14 protein-coding genes are annotated in these 20,084 nt (G+C 63.8%); 10 read left to right on the top strand and 4 right to left on the bottom strand.

Annotated elements, in window-relative coordinates:
* Position 1: 1 nt before the first annotated feature.
* The 4 genes from ampD (at position 2) to QMX97_RS04375 (ending at position 4,197) form a co-directional block, all read left to right on the top strand.
* A complete protein-coding gene (ampD, locus tag QMX97_RS04390) occupies positions 2-565 on the top strand; it encodes a 1,6-anhydro-N-acetylmuramyl-L-alanine amidase AmpD (RefSeq protein ID WP_106805180.1) in 564 nt (187 codons plus the stop codon).
* Complete coding sequence (gene ampE / locus QMX97_RS04385) at positions 562-1,398, top strand: regulatory signaling modulator protein AmpE (protein ID WP_282396185.1); 837 nt, start codon at positions 562-564, stop codon at positions 1,396-1,398. The genes ampD and ampE overlap by 4 nt, the downstream gene beginning before the upstream one ends.
* A 211-nt stretch (positions 1,399-1,609) precedes the next feature.
* Positions 1,610-3,640 carry a methyl-accepting chemotaxis protein gene (locus QMX97_RS04380; RefSeq protein WP_282396184.1) on the top strand — a complete coding sequence of 677 codons (2,031 nt, stop codon included), beginning with the start codon at positions 1,610-1,612 and terminating at the stop codon, positions 3,638-3,640.
* Positions 3,641-3,765: 125 nt separating this feature from the next.
* Positions 3,766-4,197 carry a hypothetical protein gene (locus tag QMX97_RS04375; protein ID WP_065900596.1) on the top strand — a complete coding sequence of 144 codons (432 nt, stop codon included), beginning with the start codon at positions 3,766-3,768 and terminating at the stop codon, positions 4,195-4,197.
* Here QMX97_RS04375 and QMX97_RS04370 read toward each other — a convergent pair.
* The gene (locus QMX97_RS04370; RefSeq protein WP_106805177.1) at positions 4,144-4,920 is read right to left on the bottom strand and encodes a TatD family hydrolase; all 777 of its coding nucleotides are present in this window, start codon (positions 4,918-4,920) and stop codon (positions 4,144-4,146) included. The genes QMX97_RS04375 and QMX97_RS04370 overlap by 54 nt on opposite strands.
* A gap of 2 nt (positions 4,921-4,922) precedes the next feature.
* Complete coding sequence (cra, locus tag QMX97_RS04365; RefSeq protein ID WP_065900599.1) at positions 4,923-5,918, bottom strand: catabolite repressor/activator; 996 nt, start codon at positions 5,916-5,918, stop codon at positions 4,923-4,925.
* Positions 5,919-6,212: 294 nt separating this feature from the next.
* On the opposite strand from cra, the gene ptsP reads away from it, so the two are divergent.
* The 4 genes from ptsP (at position 6,213) to QMX97_RS04345 (ending at position 13,358) form a co-directional block, all read left to right on the top strand.
* Positions 6,213-9,071, top strand: a complete 2,859-nt coding sequence (ptsP, locus tag QMX97_RS04360; RefSeq protein WP_282396181.1) for a phosphoenolpyruvate--protein phosphotransferase — start codon at positions 6,213-6,215, stop codon at positions 9,069-9,071.
* Entirely contained in the window at positions 9,072-9,992 is a 921-nt protein-coding gene (gene pfkB, locus QMX97_RS04355) for a 1-phosphofructokinase (protein ID WP_282396179.1), read from the top strand.
* Between the two features lie 11 nt (positions 9,993-10,003).
* Positions 10,004-11,716, top strand: a complete 1,713-nt coding sequence (locus QMX97_RS04350) for a PTS fructose-like transporter subunit IIB (protein ID WP_282396177.1) — start codon at positions 10,004-10,006, stop codon at positions 11,714-11,716.
* 100 nt (positions 11,717-11,816) lie between these two features.
* A complete protein-coding gene (locus tag QMX97_RS04345) occupies positions 11,817-13,358 on the top strand; it encodes an alkaline phosphatase D family protein (protein ID WP_282396176.1) in 1,542 nt (513 codons plus the stop codon).
* 54 nt (positions 13,359-13,412) lie between these two features.
* On the opposite strand, the gene QMX97_RS04340 is transcribed toward QMX97_RS04345, so the two are convergent.
* A complete protein-coding gene (locus tag QMX97_RS04340) occupies positions 13,413-15,938 on the bottom strand; it encodes a sulfite reductase flavoprotein subunit alpha (RefSeq protein WP_282396175.1) in 2,526 nt (841 codons plus the stop codon).
* Between the two features lie 136 nt (positions 15,939-16,074).
* The gene (locus QMX97_RS04335) at positions 16,075-18,378 is read right to left on the bottom strand and encodes a TonB-dependent siderophore receptor (RefSeq protein ID WP_282396174.1); all 2,304 of its coding nucleotides are present in this window, start codon (positions 18,376-18,378) and stop codon (positions 16,075-16,077) included.
* A gap of 205 nt (positions 18,379-18,583) precedes the next feature.
* Here QMX97_RS04335 and QMX97_RS04330 point away from each other — a divergent pair, with 205 nt between their 5' ends.
* A complete protein-coding gene (locus QMX97_RS04330; RefSeq protein WP_065900613.1) occupies positions 18,584-19,264 on the top strand; it encodes a Fe2+-dependent dioxygenase in 681 nt (226 codons plus the stop codon).
* 1 nt (position 19,265) lies between these two features.
* The gene (locus QMX97_RS04325) at positions 19,266-20,018 is read left to right on the top strand and encodes a tetratricopeptide repeat protein (RefSeq protein WP_106805169.1); all 753 of its coding nucleotides are present in this window, start codon (positions 19,266-19,268) and stop codon (positions 20,016-20,018) included.
* Positions 20,019-20,084: the final 66 nt, after the last annotated feature.

Below are 20,084 nucleotides of genomic sequence, written 5' to 3'. Positions count from 1 at the left end.
TATGCAGTTGGACTCCGCCAGCGGTTGGTGCAAGGGTATTCGTCATTGCCCTTCGCCCAACTTCAACGAGCGCCCCGCAGGCGAAATCTCACTGTTGGTGGTGCATAACATCAGCCTGCCGCCCGCGCAGTTCGCTACCGGCAAGGTGCAGGAGTTTTTCCAGAACCGCCTGGATGTCACGGAACATCCCTACTTTGAAGGGATTGCTGACCTACGGGTGTCCGCGCATTTTCTGATTGAGCGCGACGGCGCGGTGACGCAGTTTGTGTCCTGCATCGACCGCGCCTGGCATGCCGGGGTCTCGTGCTTCGAAGGGCGAGAGACGTGCAATGATTTTTCCCTGGGAATCGAGCTGGAAGGCACCGATGACCTGCCGTTCACCGACGCCCAGTATGTGTCGCTGATCGACCTGGCCCGCCAGTTGCTGGCGGCCTACCCCGGGATCACGCCGCAGCGGATTTGTGGCCACAGCGATATCGCGCCGGGACGCAAGACCGATCCCGGCCCCGCTTTTGATTGGACGCGCTTTCGCAGCGCCCTGCTGGATGGAGGACACGCACAATGAGTTTTCTGGTGTTGGTGCTGGCGGTCTGGATCGAGAAATTCTCGGCCCTGCGCCGGCGTGTGCAGCGCGATGGCGGCTGGTTGCGCGAGCTGGCCAAGCTGGAATCCAGCCCGCGCATGGGCAAGCAGCCCTGGCTGATTCTGACCGTGATGGTGTTGCTGCCGGTGGCGTTGCTGGCGCTGTTGCTTCTGGTGCTGGAGCCGGTGGCCTACGGGTTGTTGGCACTGCCGGTGCACCTGGTGGTGGTGATCTACAGCCTGGGGCGTGGCGATCTACTGGCCGGGCTGGGCCCGTTTCGCGATGCCTGGCGGCGCGGCGACCTGCAAGCCGCAGAGCACGTGGCCGAGCGCGACCTGAGCCTGAGTGCCGACAGCGGCGAACAGCTGCTCGAACGCGTCCAGGGGCATCTGCTGTGGCAGGCCTACCAGAGCTTTTTCGCGGTGATTTTCTGGTACTTCCTGCTGGGCCCGGTGGCCGCCCTGGCGTATCGCCTGCTGGCGCTGGCCAGCGAACACAGCAAGAATCCGCTGGTGGCCGAGCGTGCCGGGCAATTGCGGCATGCATTTGACTGGTTGCCGGTTCGCCTGCTGGCAGCCAGCTTCGCCCTGGTAGGCAATTTCGTCGCGGTCAGCCGCGTGATGCTGCACGAACTGTTGAACTGGGATATCAGCGCCGCCCATCTGGTGGAAAAGGTGGGCCTGGTTGCCGCCGAAATCCCGCCGCCAGTGGTCGGTGCCGATGGCATCAACAGCCTGGACCGCCTGTGGGAGCTGCTGCTGCGCGCGGCGGTGCTGTGGTATGCCGGGTTCGCTATCTGGACCGTGTTGCCCTGATCCTTACAGACCCCCGGTTCGCTGGCGATACGAGCACTTTGGTGGTTACATCACCCGAGTTGCGTCGATCGCCGGCAAGCGGGCGCCTATCTCGTTAACTTTACGTTACAAAACTCCCTTTCAAATTGAGCTATACAGACAGAGCGCCAAATAGTGGCTTTCTGCCGCCGCCCTGCGCCTCAAATAAAAATAATAGAAAGGGAGTTCACCTGTGAAGAGCTTGCTCTATCCCGCCGTCGCGCTGATGAACCGTCTGAGTTTCGGCATGAAGTTCAGCCTGATCAGCGTGCTGTTCCTGCTGCCGATGCTGGCAACCAACTATTACCTGGTACGTGATTCCTGGCGTGAGTTCCAGGGCACGCGTATCGAACTGCAAAGCCTGGATCTACTCGGCAGCAGCCTGGCGCTGCGCCGCGACCTGGAAACCCTCAACAACCAGGTGCAGATCAACGCGACACTGGGGCAGGCCGGCAAAGCTGGTGACCTGGAGGGCAAGATCACTGCCTTGGAGCAAAGCGTGCTGACCCGCCTGCAAGGCCTCAGCGCGATGGCCACCGACCCAGAGCAAATCGCCGTCTTTGACGCCAAGCGCGACGAGCTGGTCGCGGCCTTCAAGGCCCAGCAACAGGAAACCTCGCTGCTGAGTAAAAGTGCGTTGATCGGCAAATTGCTCAACAAGGCGCAGATGCTCAGCCAGATCATCGCCAGCCAATCCGGCTTGAGCCGCGACCCCCAGAGCGATTTGCGCCAACTCAGCGAACTCATCACCAGCGTGACCCCGCAGGTCACGCAAACCCTGGGGGAGGGCCGGGCGATGGGCGCGTATTCGCTGGGCCAGGGGTTCCTCAATTCATCCTCCAGCACGCGCTTTGACGAGTTGTTGCAGCAGTTGGAAAAGCTCCAGGCCGAATACGGCTTGAAGTTGCAGGACGCGTTGGGTTCCAGCAAGACCGCGCACACCGCGCTCGACAGTTTGGCCAAGGCCAGCAACGCCAGTCTCAAGCAAGGCAGCGAGCTGTTTGAAGAACAGGTGGTGATGGCCGAGACCCTCGACGCGCCCTGGCAGGCGTTCTATGACAACGTCACCCAACTGATGGCGCAGACGTATCAATTGGATGAAGCGACCCTGAGCTTCATCGGCCAGCAACTGGAGCAGCGCCTGGCGCAGAACCGCACACACATGGTGGTGCTGGTGTCGGCCCTCAGCGCGGTGTTCCTGCTGATCTTTTACTTGTATGCAGGTTTCTACGCCTCCACGCGTACCACGCTGCGGCGTTTGGGGGCGATGATGGACAAGGTCGCCGCCGGTGATATGACCGTCACTTTTGTCGCCCACAGCCGCGATGAATTGGGCGACCTGGGCCAGGTGTTCAACGGCACCGTGGCAAAAATCCATGACTTGATCGAACGCGTCGGTCACACCGTCAGCCAGGTTGAACTGCAGGCCGGCCAGGTGGAAGCGGTCTCGGCGCAGAGCAACCAGGCGGTCTCCGGCCAGCGCACTCAGATCGAGCAGGTCGCAACGGCCATGAACCAGATGTCGTCTACTGCCCAGGAAGTCGCGCGCAGTGCGGCGGCGGCGGTCAGCAGTGCCCACAGTGTCAATGATGAAACTGTCAGCGGCCGTGGCCTGGTGCAATCCCAGCAGGGCAGCATCGCCCGGCTGGCCTCGGAGATCGATGAGTCGGTGCGGGTCATCAACCAGCTGGCCACCGACAGCCAGTCGATCAGCAGCGTGTTGGAAGTGATCAAGAGCATCGCCGAGCAAACCAACCTGCTCGCGCTCAATGCTGCCATCGAGGCGGCGCGGGCGGGTGAGCAGGGGCGCGGGTTTGCGGTGGTGGCCGATGAAGTGCGCACGTTGGCCCGGCGCACCCAGCATTCCACCGAAGAAATCGAGCAGATGATCAGTCGTTTGCACAGCGGGGTGGCAGCCGCGGTGAAGGCCATGGGCACCAGCCATGAAATGGCGAATGGCACGGTAGGGCAGTCGGAAAAAGTCCAGCAGGCCCTGGAAAACATCCTCGGGGCCGTGGGCATGATCGTCGATCAGAACCAGCAGATTGCCGCCGCGGTGGAGCAACAGACCGCCGTCGCCCACGATATCGACCAGAACATCGTCCAAATCAATCGTGCCGGCGAGCATGCAGCCGAGGGCGCACATCAGACCGAAGCGGCGAGCCGGCAGCTGTCGATGCAGGTGATCGAATTGAAGCAACTGATCGGGGCGTTTCGTGTGTAAGGCGCAAGAGTAGGAATTGTCTACTTATGACGTAGTTCGTGTCTTGATTCGCCGCTCGCTCTTCTGTGGCTGTGTGAATGGGTGAGAATTTGTTTCACACACTCAAGGTACTGGGGAGCACGGCGATGGCCACGGCAATCGGCATCAAAGGGCACTGCGCCCATTGCGACATCACGTTTGAGCTCAAGCCTTGGCAGTTGAATGCCATCGCCATCGAAGAGCCCTTCGATTGCCCGTATTGTCATCGGGTGTTGCAGCTGAGCTGTCCGCGGCAACTGCGTCAGTTCAAGGCGCTCGACCACTGGGCGCTGGTGCATCCGAGCATGGCGGTCCTGACGTGTGTGGTGCTGATCGTGGCACTGGTGGCGGAGTGGGTGGGATTGATCAGTGTGATCGGCCAGCTCAACGTGTCATTGGTGGTGCTGCTGGTGCACTTCCTGGCATTGCGTTATGCCCGTTCGCGGCAGCGGATCACCCTGGACCTGCAAGCGGTCATGCCGGCACTACCAGTTGAACACCTCGCACGCATTGCGTGTGCTCGCCTCAGCCAGCAATAAGGGCGTGGTCCCCATGCGCGCGGCCAGGTCGGTGCAGATCGCCGGCAAATGCTGCGGGCTATTGCGTTGGCCAGGGTACATGGCGGGCGCCATGTCCGGTGAGTCGGTTTCCAGCACCACCGCGTCCAACGGCAATTGCGCCAGTACCTTGTGCATACGCAAGGCCTGGGGCCAGGTGGCGGCGCCGCCCAGTCCCAGTTTGAAGCCGAGCTTGATGTACTCGCGGGCTTCTTCCCGGCTACCGGCAAATGCATGGATGATGCCGCCCCGTGGCAGGCGGATGCGCTTGAGAGTGGCGATCACCGCCGCGTGACTGCGGCGTACGTGCAGCAATGCCGGCAGTTGGCAGTCCACGGCGAGCTTGAGCTGGGCTTCAAACAGGTGTTGCTGGCGTTCGCGGTCCAGGGTTTCGAGGAAATAATCCAGGCCGATCTCGCCCACGGCGCACAGTTGCCGATGGCCCTGCAGGCGGGTCAGCCAGTCGCCCAGCTCGGTCAGGTCGGCAGGTCGATGATCATCGAGGTACACCGGGTGCAGGCCGAAGGCGGCGAACAGGCTTTCGTCTGCTTGCACCAGGTCCCACAGCCGCTGCCAATTCTGCTGATACACGCCCAATACCACCATGCGCCGAACGCCCAGCGCGCGGCTGTGGGCGAGGACTTCGCGGCGATCGCTGTCGAAGTCCGGGAAGTCCAGGTGGGTGTGGGTGTCGATCAGCTCCACGCTCAAGCCTCGTGAATACGCTGCTTGAACGTGCGGCCGATGGCGTGCACGCCGGGCTGGTACTGCTCGTCTTCGATGGCGGCCAGGGCCAGGCGCAGGGCGGTGTCGGCGATCAGTTGATGCTGCTGGGCCATGGCGTTGACCGGCAACGGCAGGAAGTCCAGCAGTTGGGTGTCACCAAAGGTGCCGAGGCTCAGGGGCCGCGACTTCAACGGGAAGTCATGCAGCGCATCGAACACGCCTTGCAGCAGCACGTAGGACGTGGTCACCAGCGCGTCAGGCAAATGCCCCAGGCGTTGCAGTAATTGCTCCATCAGTTGTCGGCCACAGTCACGGCTGAAGGCTTCGCCGTGTTCGACCAATACCTCGCCCTTGAAGCCTTGCAGCGCCTCATGGAAACCTGCCGCGCGCTCCTGGCTGATGCTCAGCTCGGGGCGCGCGCCGATCAGCACGATCTGCTTGGGCAGCGGTTGCAGCAGGCTGCTGGTCAATTGCTGGCAGGCCTGGCGGTCGTCGCTGACCACCGAGCAGAACTGCCCAGGCTCCATTACCCGGTCGATGGCGATCACCGGCAAGCCCTTGGCTTGCAACTCGCGGTAACTGTCATCGCTGGCGGGCAGGCAGCTGGCGACGAACAGCGCGTCACAACGGCGCGCGCGGAACAGCTGCAGCAGTTGGCGCTCGCTGTCGGCCTCGTCATCGGAACTGGCGATCAGCAACTGATAGCCACGTGCTCGTGCGCCTTGCTCCAGCAGCTTGGCGATGCGCGCGTAACTGGGGTTTTCCAGATCCGGCAGGATAAACCCCAAGGTACGCGTGTGCCGGCTGCGCAGCCCGGCGGCCTGGGGGTTGGGGGTGAAGCCATGGGCTTCGACCACGGCACGCACCCGTTCGACGGTGGCGTTGCTGATCCGTTGCTGTTCAGCCTTGCCATTGATGACATAGCTGGCGGTGGTCACGGACACACCGGCGAGACGCGCGATATCACTGAGTTTCAAACCGGGATTTCCTTGTTTTTTGGAGCTTGCCCCGACATTTTGTCCAATCGTAACCGATTACGGCACGCGACCAATGTCTCAGCGCAAGTGCCGAGTGGTCCTTCAAGGATGCGCAATTAACGCGTAATCTGCCATAAATTCTAGATTAAACGTTTCAGCCAGCGTATTTTTACGACGTTCGCGACTGAGTACCTACTGCCAATTGACTGCTCAGTCAGTTATCCCGAAACGCCCTTACACTGTTTTATTCAAAACAATACCTAGTGCGGCCCCCGCACTAACTAGGAGAACGGCATGCTTGAGCTCACTGTAGAGCAGATTTCCATGGGCCAGACGGCTGTGGATAAATCTGCCGCCCTGCACCTGCTCGCTGACAAACTGGTGGCTGACGGCCTGGTCGCCGAGGGGTATCTCAGTGGCTTGCAAGCCCGTGAAGCCCAAGGCTCGACCTTTCTCGGCCAAGGTATTGCCATCCCCCACGGCACCCCCGAAACCCGCGACCAGGTGTTCTCCACCGGCGTGCGCCTGCTGCAGTTCCCCGAAGGGGTGGACTGGGGCGACGGCCAGATCGTCTACCTGGCGATCGGCATCGCGGCCAAGTCCGATGAACACCTGCGCCTGTTGCAACTGCTCACCCGTGCCCTCGGTGAAACCGACCTGGGCCAGGCGCTGCGGCGTGCCGGCAGTGCCGAAGCGCTGCTGAAACTGTTGCAGGGTGCGCCACAGGAGTTGGCGCTGGACGCGCAGATGATCAGCCTGGGCGTGTCCGCCGATGATTTTGAAGAGCTGGTATGGCGCGGCGCCCGCCTGTTGCGTCAGGCCGATTGTGTGAGCAATGGTTTCGCCGCCGTCTTGCAACAGGTCGATGCGCTGCCCCTGGGCGATGGCCTGTGGTGGTTGCACAGCGAGCAGACCGTCAAGCGCCCGGGCCTGGCGTTTGTCACCCCGGACAAACCCATGCGCTACCTTGGCCAGCCGCTCAACGGCCTGTTCTGCCTGGCCAGCCTGGGCGAAGCGCACCAGGCCCTGCTGGAGCGCCTGTGTGCATTGCTGATCGAAGGGCGCGGCCAGGAGTTGGGCCGCGCCACCAGCAGCCGCGCGGTGCTCGAAGTGTTGGGTGGCGAACTGCCGCCAGACTGGCCCAGCGTGCGCGTCACCCTCGCCAATGCCCATGGCCTGCACGCGCGGCCGGCGAAAATCCTCGCGCAGTTGGCGAAAAGTTTCGACGGCGATATCCGCCTGCGCATTGTCGACGGCCCGGTAGGCGCTGTGTCGGTAAAGAGCCTGAGCAAGTTGCTCAGCCTCGGCGCCCGACGTGGCCAGGTGCTGGAGTTTGTCGCTGAACCGGCGATTGCCGGTGATGCGCTGCCCGCGCTGTTGGCTGCCGTTGAAGCCGGCCTCGGCGAAGAAGTCGAGCCGCTGCCGACCGTGAGTGCCCAGCCTGCCACTCTGGATAGCGCACCGGTGCTCAGCGCACCGCTGGCCGGCAGCCAGCTCCAGGCCATCGCCGCCGCCCCCGGCATCGCGATTGGCCCGGCGCATGTCCAGGTTCAACAGGTGTTCGACTACCCGCTGCGCGGCGAGTCCTCGGTCATCGAGCGCCAGCGCCTGCAGGCCGCATTGACCGATGTGCGCGGTGATATCCAGGGCCTGATCGAACGCAGCCAGGCCAAGGCAATCCGCGAAATTTTCATCACCCACCAGGAAATGCTCGACGACCCGGAACTCACCGACGAAGTCGACACCCGCCTCAAGCAAGGCGAAAGCGCCGAAGCGGCTTGGATGAGCGTGATCGAAGCCGCCGCCAGACAGCAGGAGTCGTTGCAGGACGCCTTGCTCGCCGAGCGCGCGGCCGATTTGCGCGACATTGGTCGCCGCGTGCTGGCGCAACTGTGCGGCGTCGAAACCGCCCAGGAGCCGAGCGAACCCTACATCCTGGTGATGGACGAAGTGGGCCCCTCGGACGTCGCGCGGCTGGACCCGGCGCGCGTCGCCGGCATCCTCACCGCGCGTGGCGGCGCCACGGCCCACAGCGCCATCGTCGCTCGCGCCCTGGGGATTCCCGCGCTGGTGGGCGCCGGTCCGACGGTGTTGCTGCTGGCTGCCGGCACCGCGTTGTTGCTGGATGGCCAGCGCGGCCGCCTGCATGTCGACCCCGATGCCGCCACCCTGCAACGGGCCACCGTCGAGCGCGATACCCGCGAACAACGCCTGCAAGCCGCCTCGGCCCAGCGTCATGAACCGGCCCTGACCCGTGACGGCCACGCGGTGGAAGTGTTCGCCAATATCGGCGAAAGCGCCGGTGTGGCCAGCGCGGTGGAGCAGGGCGCCGAAGGCATTGGCTTGCTGCGCACCGAATTGATTTTCATGGCCCATCCGCAAGCGCCGGATGAAGCCACCCAGGAAGCCGAATACCGCCGCGTGCTCGACGGCCTGGGCGGTCGCCCGCTGGTGGTGCGCACCCTCGATGTGGGCGGCGACAAACCGCTGCCGTATTGGCCGATCGCCGAGGAAGAAAACCCCTTCCTGGGCGTGCGCGGCATTCGCCTGACCTTGCAACGTCCGCAGATCATGGAGGCGCAATTGCGCGCGCTGCTGCGCTCGGCGGACAACCGCCCGTTGCGCATCATGTTCCCCATGGTCGGCAGCGTGGATGAATGGCGCGCGGCTCGCGACATGACCGAGCGCCTGCGCCTGGAAATCCCGGTGGCCGACCTGCAACTGGGGATCATGATCGAGGTGCCATCTGCGGCATTGCTCGCGCCGGTGCTGGCCAAGGAAGTGGATTTCTTCAGCGTCGGCACCAATGACCTGACCCAGTACACCCTGGCCATCGACCGTGGCCACCCGACCCTGTCGGCCCAGGCCGACGGCCTGCATCCGGCCGTGCTGCAACTGATCGACATCACCGTGCGCGCCGCCCATGCCCAGGGCAAATGGGTGGGCGTGTGCGGTGAGCTGGCGGCAGACCCGCTGGCAGTGCCGGTGCTGGTCGGCCTGGGGGTGGATGAGCTGAGCGTGTCGGCCCGCAGCATTCCTGAGGTGAAGGCGCGCGTGCGTGAATTCAGTCTGAGCGAGGCCCAGGGCCTGGCGCAAAAAGCACTCGCGGTGGGTTCGCCCGCCGAAGTGCGTGCCCTTGTGGAGGCCGTGTAGATGGCAATGATTCTGACCCTGACGCTGAACCCGGCGTTGGACCTGACGGTACGCCTGGGGCGCCTGGAGCCGGGTGAAGTCAACCGCAGCGAAACCCTGCTGACCCACGCGGCCGGCAAGGGCGTGAATGTGGCGCAGGTGCTGGCCGACCTCGGCCATCAGGTGAGCGTGGGCGGCTTTCTCGGTGCGGCCAACCCCGAGGCATTCGAGGCGCTGATCGCCAGCCGAGGGTTTGGCGACGCGTTCATTCGCGTGCCGGGCGAAACCCGCAGCAATATCAAGATTGCCGAACAGGACGGTCGGGTCACCGACATCAACGCGCCGGGGCCGCTGGTGAGCGAGCAGGCACAACAAGCCTTGCTCAAGCTGCTCGCCGTGATCGGCCCAGAGTTCGATGCTGTGGTGGTGGCTGGCAGCTTGCCGCGCGGCGTCAGTGCGCAGTGGTTCCAAGGCATGCTGGCGCAACTCAAGGACCTGGGTTTGAAAGTCGCCCTGGATACCAGCGGCGAGGCCCTGCGCGCCGGCCTGAAGGCCAGCCCATGGCTGGTCAAGCCCAATACCGAGGAGCTGGCCGATGCCCTGGGGCATTCCACTGACGTCATCCACCAACTGCATCAGCAAGGGGTGGAACACGTGGTCGTCTCCGACGGTGCCGCAGGCGTGACCTGGTACAGCCCGCAGGGAGCCCTGCATGCCACGCCGCCCAAGGTGACGGTCGCCAGTACGGTCGGCGCCGGTGACTCGCTGCTGGCCGGGATGCTTCACGGTCTGCTCAGTGGCGATACACCGGAGCACACCCTGCGCCGCGCGACGGCGATTGCCGCGATGGCGGTGACGCAGATCGGTTTCGGCATCAGCGATGACGCGCAGTTGGCGCACCTGCAAAACGGCGTCGACGTCCGCACGCTGACAGAACAATAAGAGGGATTGTGATGAAGTTAGCCATTGTTACTGCCTGCCCGAACGGCATGGTCACCAGTGTGCTGTGCGCCCGCTTGTTGGACGCAGCCGCGCAGCGTCAAGGCTGGAGCACCAGCGTCGAAGTGGTCGACGTGCAACGTCCGGAGCGCCAGCTGTCCCAGGCGACGCTCGACGCGGCCGAATGGGTGTTGCTGGTCAGCAGCACCGCGGTGGACATGCAGCGGTTTGTCGGCAAGCGCGTGTTCCAGAGCACCCCGGCCCAGGCGCTGGCGGATGTCGAGGCGGTCTTGCGCCGCGGTGCGCAAGAGGCGCAGGTGTATGTCGCGACGGACCCCGTCGCCGCGAAAAACGTCCCGCGCATCGTTGCCGTCACGGCTTGCCCCACCGGCGTGGCCCACACCTTCATGGCTGCCGAGGCCTTGCAGCAAACGGCCAAGCGCCTGGGGTATGACTTGCAGGTCGAGACCCAAGGCTCAGTCGGCGCCCGCACGCCGTTGAGCCCGCAGGCCATCGCCGACGCCGATGTGGTGTTGCTGGCGGCCGACATTGAAGTCGCCACCGAGCGCTTCGCCGGCAAGAAAATTTACCGCTGCGGCACCGGTATTGCGCTCAAGCAGTCCGAAGCGACCCTCAACAAGGCCCTGGCCGAAGGTGCGGTGGAAAGCGCGGCCGGCAGTGCGGCGACCAAGAAGCCGGAAAAAACCGGCGTCTACAAACACCTGCTCACTGGCGTGTCGTTCATGTTGCCGATGGTGGTGGCGGGCGGCTTGCTGATCGCCTTGTCATTCGTGTTCGGCATCCACGCATTCGAACAGGAAGGCACCTTGGCGGCGGCGCTGAAAACCGTCGGCGACCGCGCCTTCATGCTGATGGTGCCGTTGCTGGCGGGCTATATCGCCTACTCGATTGCCGACCGTCCGGGCATTGCGCCCGGCATGATCGGCGGCCTGCTCGCGGGGACGCTGGGCGCCGGGTTTATCGGCGGGATCTTCGCCGGTTTCCTCGCCGGCTATTGCGTCAAGCTGATCACCCGCGCGGTGAAGTTGCCGCAAAGCCTGGAAGCGCTCAAGCCGATCCTGATCATCCCGTTGCTGGCGAGCCTGTTCACCGGCCTGGCGATGATCTACCTGGTCGGCCCACCGGTGGCGCGCATGCTCACCGGGCTGACGGATTTTCTCAGCACCATGGGCACCACCAATGCGGTGCTGCTGGGCATCCTGCTGGGCGGCATGATGTGCGTGGATCTCGGCGGGCCGATCAACAAGGCCGCGTATGCGTTTTCCGTCGGCCTGTTGGCTGCGCAGAGTGGCGCACCGATGGCCGCGACCATGGCCGCCGGCATGGTGCCGCCGATCGGCATGGGCATCGCCACGTTCCTGGCGCGGCGCAAGTTCGCCCAGACCGAACGCGAGGCCGGCAAGGCCGCGATGATCCTGGGCCTGTGCTTTATCTCCGAAGGCGCGATCCCGTTTGCCGCCAAGGACCCGCTGCGCGTGATCCCGGCCAGCATCGCCGGCGGCGCGTTGACCGGCGCGCTGTCGATGTACTTCGGCTGCAAACTGGCGGCGCCCCATGGCGGCCTGTTTGTGCTGGTGATCCCGAATGCGATGAACCATGCGTTGCTGTACTTGCTGGCGATTGTCGCGGGTAGCCTGCTGACCGGGTTGGTGTACGCGCTGATCAAGCGCCCGGAAGCGGTGGAGCTGGCCGTCGCCCCTGCCTGACCCTGTAGGGGCCGGCTTGCCGGCGCCTACACTGGGGTGTCATCTGGCTTTCATCCCGGCGTGGTTAAGTTGCCCTTTTGATACTCAAGAGGGCACCTGCATGAGCCACTTCGACCTCGGCCGTCGCCGCGTGATGCAAGCCGCCGGCGCCGGCCTGTTGCTGCCGGGCCTGGCCCCGGCGGTGATCGCTTCGGTGAAAGATCGCCCGCAACTCACCGATGGCGTGCAGTCCGGCGACCTGCTGGGCGATCGCGCGATGATCTGGAGCCGCAGCGACCGCCCGGCGAAGATGGTGGTGGAGTGGGACACCCGCAGCGTGTTCAGCAACCCGCGCAAATTCGTCTCGCCGCTGGCCGACAGCCGCACCGACTTTACCGCCCGCGTCGAACTCACCGGGCTCCCCGTCGACCAGGCGATCTTCTATCGCGTGCACTTCGAAGACGCCCAGACCGGCGTGGCCAGCGAGCCCTGGTTCGGCCACCTGCGCAGTGTGCCGCAACAGCGCCGTGACATCCGGTTTGTGTGGAGCGGCGACACCGTGGGCCAAGGCTTTGGCATCAACCCGGACATCGGCGGCATGCGCATCTACGAAGCCATGCGCCTGCGCCTGCCGGATTTTTTTATCCACAGCGGCGACACCATCTACGCTGACGGCCCGGTGCCCGCGCAACTGGCCACCGAAGGCGGGCGCATCTGGCGCAATATCACCACCGAGGCCAAGAGCAAAGTCGCCGAAACCCTGGATGAATATCGCGGCAATTACCGCTACAACCTGCTGGATGAAAACGTGCGCCGCTTCAATGCCGAAGTGCCGCAGATCTGGCAGTGGGACGACCATGAAGTGGTGAACAACTGGTCGCCGAGCAAGCAACTCGACGAGCGCTACCAGACCAAGGACATCAACACCCTGGTCGGCCGCGCGCGTCAGGCCTGGCTGGAATATTCGCCGATGCGCCGGCAAAGCGCCGACGGTGGCGGGCGCATTTATCGCAAGCTCAGCTATGGGCCGCTACTGGATGTGTTCGTGCTCGATATGCGCAGCTATCGCGGCCCCAACGACGACAACCTGGGCGCGGAAAAGCCCTTCCTCGGCCGCGAGCAACTGGACTGGCTCAAGCGCGAACTCAAGGCTTCCCAGGCGCAGTGGAAGGTCATCGCCGCCGACATGCCCATCGGCCTCGGCGTGCCCGACGGCGAAGTCAGCCCCGGCGTGCCGCGTTGGGAAGCCATCGCCAACAATGACCCGGGCCCGGCCCAGGGCCGCGAGCTGGAAATCGCCGAGCTGCTTGGGTTCCTGCGTGCACAGCAGGTGCGCAACCATGTCTGGCTGACGGCAGACGTGCATTATTGCGCGGCGCATCACTATCACCCGGATCGTGCGGCGTTCCAGGATTTCGAGCCGTTCTGGGAGTTTGTCGCCGGGCCATTGAATGCGGGGAGCTTCGGGCCTAATCCGCTGGACAAGACCTTTGGCCCCGAGGTGGTGTTCGAGAAGGCCCCACCGGCGCAGAACACGTCGCCGTTTGCGGGTTTCCAGTTTTTTGGCGAGGTGCAGATCGATGGGCAGACTGCGGAGTTGACCGTGATCCTGCGTGACCTGGATGGCGTCTCGGTATTCGAGCAAAAGCTGCAACCCGCCTGATTGGCCTGCGCTCAAGACTGTGGGAGCAGGCAAGCCAGCGCCCACAGTTGATCATCAGTAGACGTCGCGGCGGTAGCGGCCTTGTTCGATCAAGCGCTCCACCGCGTCACTGCCGAGTATGTCCACCAACGCCTGATCCACCCCGGCCGCCATCCCCTGCAGGCTCCCGCACACATAAATCGCCGCGCCTTCTGCCAGCCACCTGCGCAGTACCTCGGCCGATTCACGCAGGCGATCCTGCACGTAGATTTTTTCCTCCTGGTCGCGTGAAAACGCCAGGTCCAGCAACGCCAGGTCACCGCTGGCGAGCCAGCCTTGCAGCTCGTCCTGGCACAGGAAGTCATGCTTGATATTGCGTTCGCCGAACAACAGCCAGTTGCGCTGCTGGCCATCGGCAATGCGCGCCTTGAGCAAACTGCGCAGGCCAGCCAGGCCCGTGCCATTGCCCAGCAGGATCAACGGCACGGGCGCGTCCGGCAGGTGGAAGCCACTGTTGCGGCGCAGGCGCAGGCTGATTGCGGCACCGATGACCGCATGCTCGGTGAGCCAACCCGAGCCGACGCCCAGGCCGCCATCCGGGTGGCGTTCCTGGCGCACGATGAGTTCCAGCACGCCGTCGCTGGCGATCGAGGCGATGGAGTATTCGCGCATGCCCAGCGGCGCCAGTGCATTCACCAGTGCCTGGGCATGCAGGCCCACCAGGTGCGCGCGGTTGTCCGGCAATTGGCGCGTGGCCAGGGCCTGGTTGAGGGTTTGCGCCAGGCCGTCGATCAGTACGCCGTCGCTGCCGGCCAGGCCCAGTCCTTCCAGAAAGTGCTCGATGGCCCATGGGCAGTTGCGCGGCAGGACTTCGACCAGGTCGCCGGCCTCCCAGCGCTGTGGCGACGTGCTGGTGAGGCCGAGCAGGTAGACATCCGAGCCGCTGCTGTCGCGGTTGAGCAGGGTGCGCTGGCTCAGCGTCCAGTTTTCGTATTGGGCGGTCGGCCAGGCGGCGGCCGGTGCGTGCCCTGTCAGCTGTCCCAGTTGTTGTTGCCAATTGAGCAGCGCGGCGCTGTCGCCACTGTCCACTTCGACCGGGGCGAACAATGGGTTGCCGCCCTGGTTGGTCAGCCAGAAATGCAGGCGGCGGGCAAAGCCGCAGAAGTGTTCGTACTGTCGGTCACCCAGGGCCAATACCGAGTAGTTCAGGCCCTTGAGGGACATGTCCTGGCCGAGCACGCTGCGCTCGAAACCCCGCGCGCTGTCGGGCGCTTCGCCGTCACCGAAGGTGCTGACTACAAACAGCGCATTCTGCGACTGGCGCAGGTCGTCCTGGCTGACACTGCCCAAGGGCTGCACCTTCACCGGCAAGCCGGCAGCCTGCAATTGCCCGGCCGTCTGCCAGGCCAACTGCTCGGCGAAGCCGCTCTGGCTGGCAAAGCCGATCAACCAGGCCGGGGCATCGCTGTGGTTGGCGCCGAGGCCTTTGCGTGCATCGCGCACCTGGCGTTTTTTACGCCGGCGGTCCAGGTACAGCAGCCAACCGGTGATGAAGAACAACGGCATCAGCAGTGAGCTGACGGTGAGGATGATGCGCCCCGCCAGGCCGAAGTAACTGCCGGTGTGCAGCGCGTAAATACTGGTCAGCAGCTGCGACTTGAGGCTCTTGCTCGCGTACTGGTCGTGGGATTTGACCTCGCCGGTGGCCGGGTCCAGGTTGATCTGGTTCAGCGCACGGTCATGGGGCGAGTCTTTCAACAGGTAGTAGACGGTGGCCGGCTGCCCCGCGACGGCGGGCATGCGGATGTTGTAGGCGCTGAGGCCGGGACCGGCATTGCTGTAGATGCTGCTCCAGATCGCGTCATAGTTGGCCACCGGCAAAGGGCCTTCGGGCGCCGGGCCACGTTTGCGCACCCGCTCATTTTGCGGGGCATCGGACAGCAGCTTGGTCAGGCCCTGGCTGTACCAGTCGTAGGACCACGACAGGCCGGTCAGCGCCGACAACAGGTAGGCCAGCAGGCACCAGGTGCCGAACACCGAATGCAGGTCCCAGTTGAAGCTGCGGCCTTTTTTGCGCCAGTCCAGTGTCAGCCAGGCACGCCAGCTTGCCACCTGGCGTGGCCAGCGCAGGTACAGGCCGGAGAGGCAGAAGAACACCAGGATCAGCGTGCACGCACCGGTAATCTGCCGGCCGGTTTCACCAATGACCAGGAAGCGGTGCAGTTGCAGGATAAAGCCGAACACATCCTGGCCGACAGCGTCGCCCATATAGTCGCCGGTGTAGGGATCGAAGTAGCGCATCTGGCCACGGCGCTCGCCGGGCGGCGGGGTGAAGAACACGCGCGCAGCGTTGCCGCTTTCGCCTTCGACCCACAGCATCGACACGGTCTTGCCTTCGGTGGCTTCGAGCTTGCGCACCAATTCGGCGGGCGGCAGTACCCCGGCCTCGCGTTTTTGCACGCTGAGCACCGTCGGGTTGAGCGCCCGCAGTATTTCATCCTGAAACGAGACCGCAGCCCCGGTGATCCCCATCAAGGCCAGCACCAGCCCGGCAGTGATGCCGAAGAACCAGTGCAACTGGAACAGGGTTTTCTTCAACACGTCGGACCGCCTCGCTCATCTGTCTGTAAATGCCACGGCGCGCATTATGCCGTGAGTTGTCGAGAAACATTCTGTTTTACACGCAAAAGCCCCACGCATCCGATGCGTGGGGCTCCTGGTTGCGCGTCGAGCGCGTTTAGAAGTGGAAACTGGTGGTCAACAACGCAGTACGCCCGGCCGCCTGGTTGGCGAAGTGTGAAGCGTAGGCCTTGTCGTAGTAAGTCTTGTCGGTCAGGTTTTGCACGTTCAATTGCAGGTCGACGTTCTTGGTCAGCTTGTAGCTGGCCATGGCGTCGTAGCGGGTATAGGACGGCACGTACAGAGTGTTGGCCGCATCGCCATAAACCTGGTCGACGTAGAACGCGCCGCCGCCGATGGTCAGCTTCGGGGTCACGTCATAGGTGGTCCAGAGGCTGAACGAGTTTTCTGGCGTGTTGGGCATCTGGTTGCCTTTGTTGGAACCGGCCTGCACGACGCCCAGGCGGTTGCCGTTCTTCCCGGGATCAACCAGCTCGGCTTTCAAGTAGCTATAGCCGGCGAACACTTGCCATTGCTCGGTGATTTTGCCACTGGCCGACAGCTCCAGGCCGTCGACACGGGATTCACCCGCGGTTTCGTAGGTGTTGGAATCCACCAGGATGCGCGTGTTTTTCTTCTCGGTACGGAACACTGCCGCCGACAGGGACAGGCGGTTGTGGAACAGGTCCCATTTGGTGCCCAGCTCGTAGTTGACGGTTTCTTCCGGCTTGAGGTCGCTGGTGTTGATGCCGGTCGGGATCGAGTTGTTGTCCACGCCTTCACCCACCAGCCCGCCTGCGGGCGAGGCAGAGGTAGCGTAGGACGTGTAGATGCTGCCGTTGTCCAGCGGCTTCCAGACCAGGCCGGCTTGCCAGTTGAAGAATTGGCTGTCGTCCTTGACCTTGCTGCGGGCCTGGACGGTGGAGCTTGGTACGGCGTTGGTGTTGGCTTCGGTGTCGAAAGTGTCGTAACGCAGGCCGACGTTCAACAGCCATTTCGGGTCGAGTTCAATGGTGTCGAACACATAAGCGGCGCGGCTGGTGGCTTTGGTATTGGTGCCGTTGTAATTGCGTGCGATGGTGCCGTTCCAGGCGTCGTCCGGGTTCGGGTTGCTCAGCGAGGTGCACTGACCACCTCGACCGCCACCAGCCACCGTGCAGGTCGGGTTGGTGTTAGGTGTGACGGTGTAGCCGCTGACACGGGTTTCTTCGCCGGTGAACTCCAGGCCGGTCGAGTAGCTGTGCTTGAAGCCCAGGGCTTGGAAGCTGCCGAACAGATCGGTCTGGTTGGTGGTGGTCGTGGTAGTGGAGACCCGCGTGTTCGCGCGACGCCACACCGTGCCGAAACGGCTGACGTTACGCTGGCTGTCATCCGGCTGAGTGAGCACGTAGTCCTGGCCGGTGCTGCCATGACGCAGGGTGTTTTTCAGCGTCATGGTGTCGCTCAGGTCGTGCTCGATGGAGATCGTGCTGATATCGGCGCGGGTCTTGCGGAAATCACGGTCCTTCAAGCCATAGAAGTTCGTGCTGTCGCCACCATCGTTGGGTTTGTCATGCACGTGGGCGGTGGCCGTCGAGGAGCCGTAGCCATACGGAATGCCCGAATCCGGCAGGTCGTCGCTTTCCATGTGGTAGTAGCTGAGGTTGACGCGGGTCGGCGTGCCCAGGCCGAAGGTCAGCGACGGCGCCACGCCCCAGCGGTCATAGTTGATCGCATCGCGACCGGCCACGTTTTGCTCGTGGCTCATCAGGTTCAGGCGGAACGCGGCGCTGTCGTCGAGGAACTGGCGGTTGACGTCGAGCACATAGCGGCGAGTCTGGTCGGAACCGTAGGTGAAGCCGCCGTTGGTGAAGTCCCGCGCTTGTGGGGTCTTGCTCACCAGGTTGAGGCTGCCACCGGCCGAGCCACGGCCGCCGAACGAGGAGTTCGGGCCTTTGCTGACCTCAATGGATTCAATGTCGAAGATCTCACGGCTCTGGCCGCCGGTGTCACGCACGCCGTCCAGGTAGGTGTCGCCCTGGGCGTCGAAACCGCGGATGAATGGGCGGTCGCCCTGGGGGTTGCCGCCTTCGCCGGCGCCGAAGGTGATCCCCGGGACGGTGCGCAAGGCATCCTGCAACGAAGTGGCGGCGGTGTCCTTGAGCACTTGTTGCGGCACCACGGTGACCGAGCGCGGCGTGTCCACCAGCGGGGCGGTGTATTTCTGCGAAGAGGCTTTTTCGACCTGGTAGGACGTGGTGTCCTGCTCTTCCCCGGTAATGCTGGTGGCGCCCAGGGAGATGCTGTTGCGCTGGCCTTTTTGTTCAGTGTCTTCGGCCGCCTGCGCCAGATGGGCAACAGAGCCGGCGCTGAGGGCGACGCCGATGGCCGAAGCCAGCATGCGTCGTGAACTGGCAGGTATTTTTGTAGTGGTGCGCGACATGACGTGTCCTTTCCCCAAGGATGTGAGGCCGCGGAATATAGGGTCAACAAGACTTTCTATCAATTGCGATACATTGCTATTCGCACTGAATTTACATTCTTTACACTTTTTGCTTACGGTTTTTACGAAGTCGTTCGTCTGGCATGTTTTACAGCGTGGATAAGAATCAATATCATTGATGTCTCTTCGATATCAGGTACTGCCCATGCTGCTGCACATTCCCGGCCTGTTCTCTCGTGAGGAAGTGCAGCGCATTCGCCAAGCCCTGGAAAACACCGAGTGGGCCGACGGAAAAATCACCGCCGGGCACCAATCCGCCAAGGCCAAGCACAACCTGCAATTGCCCGAAGGTCATCCATTGGCCAAGGAAATCGGTGCGGCGATGCTTGAGCGCTTGTGGAAAAATCCGCTGTTTATGTCAGCGGCGTTACCGCACAAAGTTTTCCCGCCGTTGTTCAACTGCTACACCGCGGGTGGCAGCTTCGACTTCCATATCGACAATGCCGTGCGCCAGGCCCGGGGCAGTCACGAGCGGGTGCGCACCGACCTGTCGTCGACGCTGTTCTTCAGCGACCCGGAGGAATACGACGGCGGCGAACTGGAGATCCAGGACACCTTCGGCCTGCAGCGCGTGAAGTTGCCGGCCGGCGACATGGTGCTGTACCCCGGCTCCAGCCTGCACAAAGTCAACGCCGTGAGCCGTGGCGCGCGCTATGCCTCGTTTTTCTGGACGCAGAGCCTGGTGCGCGAAGACAGCCAGCGCACCCTGCTGTTCGAGATGGACGGCGCGATCCAGCAACTGACCCGCGATGTGCCTGACCATCCGGCCCTGATCCAGCTCACCGGCACGTATCACAACCTGCTGCGCCGCTGGGTCGAGGTCTGACATGGGCTTTTTGTTGCGTCGTGAAGAAGTGCTCAACGTCGAGCAGTTGCAGAGCATGCTCGACGACTCCCCGGTGCGCGCGGCCCAGGCGATCCTGATGGCGGCGAAAGAGGGCGTGGTGGATGCCCAGGCCCTGCTCGGGCAAATCCTGCTGGAAGGCCGTGGCATTGCCCGCGATGAAGCCTTGGCGCTGCGCTGGTTCCAGATTGCGGCGAAGGGCGGCCACTTGATGGCGCGCAATATGACTGGTCGCTGCCTCGAGCATGGCTGGGGCTGCGCGGTGGATGAGGCCGCCGCGGCGCGTGAATACCGCGTGGCAGCCGAGGCCGGACTGGATTGGGCGCAGTACAACTATGCCAATCTGTTGGCGACCGGGCGAGGCGTCGCTGAAGACCAACCGCAGGCACTGGCGTTATACCGCCAGGCGGCGGAGCAGGGGCATGCCAAGTCGATGAACCTGTTGGGGCGCTATCTGGAAGACGGCCGGTGTTGCCCCAGGGATCTGGAGACGGCCGTGACGTGGTATCGCCGCTCAGCCGAAGCCGGGGATTTTCGTGGGCAGTTCAGTTATGCAGCGGTGTTGGCCGACGGAGGCCAGATCGAGGCGGCGCTGGAGTGGCTGCGCAAGGCGCTGGCCGGCGGCAACCTGAAGTTCCTGCGCACGGCGCACAAGGCACTGGCGGCGGCGAATGACCCGCAGATCCGGGCGATGGCCGAGGCTTACAAAGAGCGCGCCACACACCTGAACCCGTAGGAGCCGGGGGGGGGGGGCCGGGGGGCGGGGGTGAGCGCCGGCCCCCCCCCCCGCCGCCCCGCGACG

This window comes from Pseudomonas sp. PS01298 (assembly GCF_029959745.1).
In the GTDB taxonomy this organism is placed as follows: Bacteria; Pseudomonadota; Gammaproteobacteria; order Pseudomonadales; family Pseudomonadaceae; genus Aquipseudomonas; species Aquipseudomonas aylmerensis.
The sequence above is the reverse complement of the archived record's forward strand: the minus strand, read 5'-3'. Positions and strand labels throughout refer to the sequence as shown.